Below are 6,732 nucleotides of genomic sequence, written 5' to 3' on the forward strand. Positions count from 1 at the left end.
AGACCAACATCGGGCTGCCCTGGTCCATAGCTACAGCCCTTGTGCACTGGACCAACCCTAAACAGCTTGCGCCGTTTCGCCATGTCGCTTTCCACACCACCTGATCCTGGGCTCCTTGCGGTGCAGCGGTTGCTGGACGCCAACCTGGATCGGGCCCGAGAGGGGCTGAGGGTTCTGGAGGATTGGGCCCGCTTTGGCCTGGATCGGGCCGATCTGGTGGCCCGCAGTAAGGACATGCGCCAAAGGCTTGGCCGCCTGCACCGAGACGAATACAAATTTGCCCGCCATAGCGCCACCGATCCGGCCGCTGGCATGGCCCATCCCGCCCAGGCTGAGCGCCAGGCCCCAAGCCAGGTGGTGGGCGCCAATGCCGGCAGGGTGCACGAGGCCCTGCGGGTGCTGGAGGAATTTGGCCGCAGCCTGGATGGCGAGCTTGCCTCTGAGGCTTCCCTGTTGCGCTACGCCCTCTACGACCTGGAGGTGGACCTTTTGCAGGCCTGCCGGGGCGGCCAGGAGCGCCGGCTCCAGCTGGCCCAATGCCATCTCTACCTAGTTACAAGCCCCAGCAACCGGCTCGAGGAAATGGTGGAGGCGGCCCTGCAGGGGGGGGTGCGCCTGGTCCAATACCGCTCAAAGGGTGGTGGCCCAGATGGCAGCCAGGATCTGGATGACAGCCAGAAATTGGGGCAGGCCCGCAACCTGCGCCAGCTCTGCAGCCGCCATGGCGCCCTGTTTGTGGTCAACGACCGCATCGACATCGCCCTGGCGGTGGATGCCGATGGGGTGCACTTGGGCCAGGGGGATTTGCCGCCGGCCATCGCCCGCCAGCTCCTGGGGCCAGCCAAGTTGATCGGTCGCAGCACCCATTGCCTGGAGCAGCTGCGCCAGGCCGTGGCCGACGGTTGCGACTACGTGGGGGTGGGCCCGGTGAACGCCACCCCCACCAAGCCCGGCCGGGAGCCGGTGGGCCTTGACTATGTGCGTCAGGCCGCGGCCGAGAGCCCCCTGCCCTGGTTTGCGATTGGTGGCATTGACCAGGCGGCCATTGCTGCGGTGCGCCAGGCGGGCGGCCAACGGGTGGCCGTGGTGCGGGCAATCACCGAGGCGAGTGATCCCAAGGCCGCCACCCATGGCCTGTTGCAAGCCCTGGGGCAGGGGGCCTGAGCCGGTGATGGGGGGGAATGGGGAAATGCCAAACACCACGATCACGATCCAGCTCAACGGAGAAGCGCGCCCTTGCCCGGCGGGATTGGCCCTGCCGGAACTGCTGGACCAGCTGGGCTACCGCCCCCAGCTGGTGGTGGTGGAGTTCAACGGCGTGATCTTGCCCCGCCAACTTTGGCCCCAGCAGGTGGTGGTGGAATCCGATGTGCTGGAGGTGGTCACCATCGTGGGGGGTGGTTCCTAGATTTTGGTCACTTGCAGCTGCGCCTTGGCGCTCCCATCCCAACCATCAGTGGGCCGCCTATGGAGCCGGCGCTTGAGCTGGATGGTGTTGCCGCTGTTCACGGTTGTGCTGCTGCTGGCCAGGCCTGATCCCAGCTGGGCAGCAAGTGGTGGCCGAATTGGTGGAGGCAGCTTTCGCTCTGCACCATCGATGCCCCGCAGCTACGGGGGTGGTGGCTATGGAGGCGGCTATGGAGGCGGCTATGGGGGTGGCGCCCGCGGTGGCTACGGCGGCGGCATTGGTTTTCCCTTCCTGATTCCACTTTTTGGTTTTGGTGGTGGCGGCCTGTTTGGCTTTTTGGTGCTGATGGCCGTGGTGGGCTTGCTGGTCAATGCGGTGCGGGGCGGAGGTGGCGGTGCGATTGGCAGCGGCCGCTCCGCACTTGTGCCCCGTGAGGACAGCCGCCGGGTTGATGGCCCGGTGGCGATTGCCCAGCTGCAACTTGGTCTTTTGGCTTCGGCCCGCGATCTGCAAACCGACTTGCGCCGCCTGGCTAGCCGGGCAGACACCAATAGCCCCGGTGGCCTGCAGCAGGTTTTGCAGGAAACCAGCCTGGCCCTGCTGCGTAATCCCGATTTGTGGGTTTACGCCAATGCCGAAGTGGGCCAGGTGCCCTTCACCAGTGCTGAAAGCACGTTTAACCGCTTGTCTGTGGCAGAGCGCAGCAAGCTCGATCGCGAGATCACCAGCAATGTGGCCGGTCAACTGCTGACGGCGGGCACGGTTGAGGCCGGAGATAGTGATGCCAGCAGTGATTTCATCGCCATCACCCTGCTGGTGGCTAGCCGCAGTCGCTTGACCCTCAGTGGTGCAGGCTCGGCTGATCAGCTCAGGGAATCGCTGCAGCAGCTAGGTGGGGTGGGTGCAGAAGACTTGATTGCACTGGAAGTGATCTGGCAGCCCGATGGGGCCGGTGAGGTGCTCAGCACCGATGCCCTGATCACGGCCTATCCCCAGCTCCAGCACCTCTAAACGGGCTTGATGGGGCTGCGGCTATTGAGGATTCTCAGGGCCGCCATGGCTGCTCCGTAGCCGTTGTCGATGTTGACCACGCTGAGGCCCGGGGCGCAGCTGGCCAGCATGCCGTTTAGGGCCGCATGGCCACCAGCGCTGACGCCATAGCCCACCGCCACCGGTACTCCGATCACCGGTTGGGGAAGGAGCCCGGCGACCACGGTGGGCAGGGCCCCCTCCATGCCGGCGCACACCAGCAGCACATCGGCCTTGGCTATGGCGGGGAGTCGATCGAGCAGGCGATGGAGGCCGGCCACGCCCACGTCGAGCTCGAGGCTGGTGGCAATTCCATGGCAGCCCAGGGCCAGCTGGGCTTCGCTGGCTACGGTCAGATCACTGGTGCCGCCACTGAGAATCGCCACGGCTCCCCGGCTGGGATCAGCCGCTGGCAGCGCTCCCGCAGTCAGGCAGCGGGCCTGGGGATGGTGCTGCAGGGCCATCGCCTTTTGCACCGCCCCATCCAGGGCAGCAGCTACGTCCTCGGCCTTTTCGGGGCTGATGCGGGTGGCCAGGGCTAACTCACCAGCGTTATTGAGCTCGGTAAGAATTTGGGCGATCTGCTCGGCACTTTTGTGCTCCCCCCAGATCGCCTCCACCATGCCCAGGCGCTGGCGACGGCCGAGATCGAGTCGGTGCTGGATGCTCATGGCCGCTCCCACACCATTTCCACCAGGGCCGGGGTAACCCACAAGCTGGCATGCTGCCTTGCCCAGTGGAGTTCAGCCTCCAGGGCTTGCTGTTCATCGGCGCTCCAGCAGCCGGCTGCCATCAACTGGGCCGGATAGCTGCCTAGAAAATCCTGCAGCCAGAGCGCCTTGGGATTGTCACTGGGGGCGCAGGCCATCAGGCTCTGGCTGTGCAACAGCCTGAAGCCGCGCTCTTCCAGTAGGGCCGGTAGCCGCTGGGCGACGTCGGGATCGCCGCCATGGGAGCGCCAATGGCCAATGCAACGCCCCACAAATAACTCCAGGTTGCTGCCGCGCGGATGCAGGGAGAAGGTGTCCCAGCGCAGGTATTCATGCATCACCAACCTGCCGCCGGGCCGGAGGGCCTCAAGCAGGAGGTCGAGCAGGGGCTCAAGCTGGGGCAGGAACATCGCCAGCCAGCGGCACCAGGCCCCATCCCAGCCACCAGAACCAAGTTCTTTCAGAAGGGCGTTGCTGAGGTTGTGTTCAAGGGTCTGCAGCTGCGGTAGCTGACGCTGGAGGCACTGGTGCTCCAGCTGGGCCAGGAAAACCGCTGAGCTGTCGATCGCCAATACGCTGCCTGTGGGGCCCACCAGTTCAGCCAGCTTGAGGCTGGCGTGGCCGGGGCCGCAGCCCAAATCCAGCAGCCGCTGGCCGGCGCTAAAGCCGGCCCGTTGCCATCCGGCCTGCATCTCTGCGCTCCAGGTGGCGTGCTGCCTGGCCAGGCGCCCCTGTTCTTCGGCATCGCAGCCGAGCACATAGGCCGCCGAGCTCATGGCAGCCGCAGCTCTCCTTCAAAAACCAGGGGGAAGGGGTTGCCGAGGGCGGTTTTGGTGCCTGCGCGGGCCAGTTCTTCGAAGCGTTGCTGCACGGCGGATAGGTCGGCCTCTGGGATGGCTTTCCACTGTTCGCGGCTGGCCCAGCGAATCAGCAGGGTGCCCTCCTGGCGCTGGGGATCCCAGAGCAATTGGCGCCCCAGGAAGCCCGGTTGCTGCTCCAGCCAGGGCTCCCAGCTGCCCTGTTCCGCCTCAAGCCAGGCCTGGCGAGATTCGCTTGGCACTTTTAGGCGCAATTGCTCAACCACGACCAGGGCGTAGCTGCCGTCTGGTTCGTTGAAGGCCGCCACCACTGGGGCCGGATGGGCTGCCAGCAACAGCAACGACAGACATATACAAAGCAACCGGATCATGGCATCTGCAACAGGGCTACGGCGTGGCAGGAGATGCCTTCTTCCCGGCCCTCTGGACCCAACTTTTCATTGGTGGTGGCCTTTACCCCCACCTGTTCAGCTGTAATGCCGATGCGGCTGGCAATGGCGGCCCGCATCGCTTCGATGTGGGCTTTGAGCTTGGGCCGCTCGGCGATCACCACTGAATCCACATTCACCACGCTCCAGCCACGCTGGCGCACCAGGGCAACCACCTGCTCCAGCAGCACCAGGCTGTCGGCGCCTTGCCATTGGGGATCGTCGGGCGGGAAGTATTTGCCAATGTCGCCGAGGCTCAGGGCACCCAGCAGGGCATCCATGATTGCGTGCACTAAGACGTCTGCATCGCTGTGGCCATCCAGCCCCAGCCCATCGGGATGCAGCAGGGTTTGGCCCCCCAGGATCAGCGGCCGGCCAGCCACCAGGGGGTGCATGTCGTAGCCGTTGCCGATGCGGAGCTGCATGGAGATCCCTTTGCTGGATTGGGTTTCTAAGCAGTGACTTTGGGCTGTCACCCAGCTGTTTATGAATTCAACACGAGACGGGTGGCGGTGGGTGGTGGCAGCCAGGCTCAACTACCCACACCTGAACCTTCAGGTTGCGCGATAATCATTTAGATGGTTCCTTCTCCGCCTCCCCTGGTTAGCCGCGAAGCCTTGAGGGCTTTCACCCAGCGGCTGGTGGAACACTTTTCTCCTCAGAAAGTGATTTTGTTTGGCTCCCAGGCACGAGGAGAGGCCCGTTGGGATTCCGATGCCGACATCCTGGTGGTAATGCCGTTTGAAGGCAGCTCCTTCGAGCAGAGGCTGACGATGCTGCAGGTGGGAGATCCGTCGTTTCCGGTTGACCTATTGCTTTGCAGACCAGAAGCTGCAGAGCAGCGATATGAATGGGGTGATCCCTTCATCCGTGAAGCCATTGATCACGGCGAAGTGCTCCATGGCTGAGCTCACGCCTTTGGTTAAGGCCTGGATTAGCTACGCGGAGCACGACTGGAAAGACAGCCAGATCCTTTCTGAAGCTGGCGGTAATTGGAGAAGCATTTGCTTTCACCTGCAGCAATGCATTGAGAAGCTCTTCAAGGCTGAGCTGATGCGACTGCAGCTTCCTGTCCCAAAAATCCACAACCTCCGAGAATTGTCGGATTTATTAGGCCAGGCCGACGACTGTTGGAGTGCTGAATCGATAGATCTCAACCGCCTATCTCTTGCTGCCGTTGACTTTCGCTATCCAGACCCGAATGAGCCTGATCCAGAGATTGATCTGTCGCTAATCCTTGAGATCTCGGCAGAGCTAAGGAAAAAGTTGTTGGATCGACTGCTGGATGGGGTTTCTGGGTAGTGACTTTGGGCTGTCACCCAGCTGCCTGATGGTGGACAAACTCACCACCGTGCCCCGCAGTCGACTCGGCAAGTGCATAGGTCAGCTGAGTGAAGATCAATTGCTGCGTCTAAACCGCTCGCTACTGGTGGTTCTTGGCCTGGCCCGTTGATTTGGTTGCCACAGATCCGGAGCAATAGGACCAGCTCAGAGCGTGGGCTTCAGGAGCTTCCGGAGAGATCAGGTCGGCGGCTTTGCGGGCATCGCTGAGCACCCGAAACAACACCTTTGGCGACTCCTTAAGTAGCTCCGCCACCAGCTCCTCACGGGCATAGGCCTTGCCGCCGGAAAGATCGCGGGCCAGCCGCGAGCTGTGCCCTGAGGAATGGATGGCTTCATGGGCCCAGGTGGCATAGAGGGCCCCGGCGGAATGGAAGGTGCTGCGATCAGGCAGCTGGATGCGATCGAGGCTGGGCAAGTAACAGGCCCGATCACCGCCAAAGAGCACCTCAACTGGCCCCGAACTGAGCACAGCCTCTGCCCGCACCAGCCGCTCCGGCTCGGGTCGCAACACAGCCCCCTCACCTTCCAGATCGACGACGTTGAATACCGCCACGGAGCGATAGCTGACCCAGCTGCCGCCGGGGTTTGCCCCGTCTGTGGAGCTGGCATCAACCAGCCGTCCCTCGCCCCGCTGATGAACTTGGGGCCGCAGCACATGCACCGCCTTGCTGCCCTTGCGGGGCAAGATTCCCAAGGCCTTGGCTTCTTGAAACCCGCACCAGTAGGGGATGGCGGAACCCCGTAGGTGCAGGCCCAGGGTGAGCAACACCGGATTAGCGCCGCGGTAGCGCCGCCCTGAAAGCAGATTTAGATGATGGCCGCCAGAGGCGCCGTCCCATTCCCGCCGCCAGGGGGTTGTGCCCGCTTCCAGCAGGGCAATCAGGGCGGCCACCAGCTTTTCTTCTTGGGAAACCTTCGGGGAAACAACAGCCACAGGTGATAAGGGCAGCACTCAAACCACCCAGTGCCCAGGTCGTCCCATCGCCAGTCGCGGC

At 63.4% G+C, this 6,732-nt stretch carries 10 protein-coding genes and 1 pseudogene; 6 read left to right on the forward strand and 5 right to left on the reverse strand.

Features of this window, described 5'->3' with window-relative positions; translation table 11 throughout:
- Positions 1-81: 81 nt before the first annotated feature.
- The 3 genes from KBY58_RS01170 (at position 82) to KBY58_RS01180 (ending at position 2,419) form a co-directional block, all read left to right on the forward strand.
- On the forward strand, positions 82-1,164 hold the full coding sequence (locus KBY58_RS01170; protein WP_255002378.1) for a thiamine phosphate synthase: 1,083 nt from the start codon (positions 82-84) through the stop codon (positions 1,162-1,164).
- Between the two features lie 25 nt (positions 1,165-1,189).
- Positions 1,190-1,408 carry a sulfur carrier protein ThiS gene (thiS, locus tag KBY58_RS01175; protein WP_255002379.1) on the forward strand — a complete coding sequence of 73 codons (219 nt, stop codon included), beginning with the start codon at positions 1,190-1,192 and terminating at the stop codon, positions 1,406-1,408.
- An 81-nt stretch (positions 1,409-1,489) separates the two neighbouring features.
- The gene (locus tag KBY58_RS01180; protein ID WP_255002399.1) at positions 1,490-2,419 is read left to right on the forward strand and encodes a DUF1517 domain-containing protein; all 930 of its coding nucleotides are present in this window, start codon (positions 1,490-1,492) and stop codon (positions 2,417-2,419) included.
- Positions 2,420-2,436: 17 nt separating this feature from the next.
- Here the strand turns inward: KBY58_RS01180 and larB are convergent.
- The 4 genes and pseudogenes from larB to ispF all read right to left on the reverse strand — a co-directional run.
- A pseudogene (gene larB, locus KBY58_RS01185) lies at positions 2,437-3,108 on the reverse strand (nickel pincer cofactor biosynthesis protein LarB); the annotation flags it as partial.
- The gene (locus KBY58_RS01190) at positions 3,105-3,923 is read right to left on the reverse strand and encodes a methyltransferase domain-containing protein (RefSeq protein WP_255002382.1); all 819 of its coding nucleotides are present in this window, start codon (positions 3,921-3,923) and stop codon (positions 3,105-3,107) included. The pseudogene larB and the gene KBY58_RS01190, both read right to left, overlap by 4 nt.
- Positions 3,920-4,336: a TIGR03792 family protein gene (locus tag KBY58_RS01195; RefSeq protein ID WP_255002384.1), complete on the reverse strand. Its 417-nt coding sequence runs from the start codon at positions 4,334-4,336 to the stop codon at positions 3,920-3,922. The genes KBY58_RS01190 and KBY58_RS01195 overlap by 4 nt, the downstream gene beginning before the upstream one ends.
- Positions 4,333-4,818: a 2-C-methyl-D-erythritol 2,4-cyclodiphosphate synthase gene (gene ispF, locus KBY58_RS01200; protein WP_255002385.1), complete on the reverse strand. Its 486-nt coding sequence runs from the start codon at positions 4,816-4,818 to the stop codon at positions 4,333-4,335. The genes KBY58_RS01195 and ispF overlap by 4 nt, the downstream gene beginning before the upstream one ends.
- A 153-nt stretch (positions 4,819-4,971) precedes the next feature.
- Between ispF and KBY58_RS01205 the strand changes: the two genes are divergently transcribed.
- Genes KBY58_RS01205 through KBY58_RS01215 form a run of 3 tightly spaced genes read left to right on the forward strand, consistent with a single transcriptional unit; the run spans position 4,972 to position 5,846 of the window.
- Positions 4,972-5,301, forward strand: coding sequence for a nucleotidyltransferase domain-containing protein (locus KBY58_RS01205; RefSeq protein ID WP_255002386.1), 330 nt, complete (start codon positions 4,972-4,974; stop codon positions 5,299-5,301).
- The gene (locus KBY58_RS01210; protein WP_255002388.1) at positions 5,294-5,695 is read left to right on the forward strand and encodes a HEPN domain-containing protein; all 402 of its coding nucleotides are present in this window, start codon (positions 5,294-5,296) and stop codon (positions 5,693-5,695) included. Before KBY58_RS01205 ends, KBY58_RS01210 begins: the two co-directional genes overlap by 8 nt.
- 28 nt (positions 5,696-5,723) lie before the next feature.
- Positions 5,724-5,846 carry a type II toxin-antitoxin system PemK/MazF family toxin gene (locus KBY58_RS01215; protein ID WP_255002390.1) on the forward strand — a complete coding sequence of 41 codons (123 nt, stop codon included), beginning with the start codon at positions 5,724-5,726 and terminating at the stop codon, positions 5,844-5,846.
- On the opposite strand, the gene KBY58_RS01220 is transcribed toward KBY58_RS01215, so the two are convergent.
- Entirely contained in the window at positions 5,817-6,671 is an 855-nt protein-coding gene (locus KBY58_RS01220; protein WP_255002392.1) for a zincin-like metallopeptidase domain-containing protein, read from the reverse strand. The two genes, KBY58_RS01215 and KBY58_RS01220, sit on opposite strands and share 30 nt — an antisense overlap.
- Positions 6,672-6,732: the final 61 nt, after the last annotated feature.

It is taken from the genome of Cyanobium sp. HWJ4-Hawea, from assembly GCF_024345815.1.
Classification (GTDB): Bacteria; Cyanobacteriota; Cyanobacteriia; order PCC-6307; family Cyanobiaceae; genus Cyanobium_A.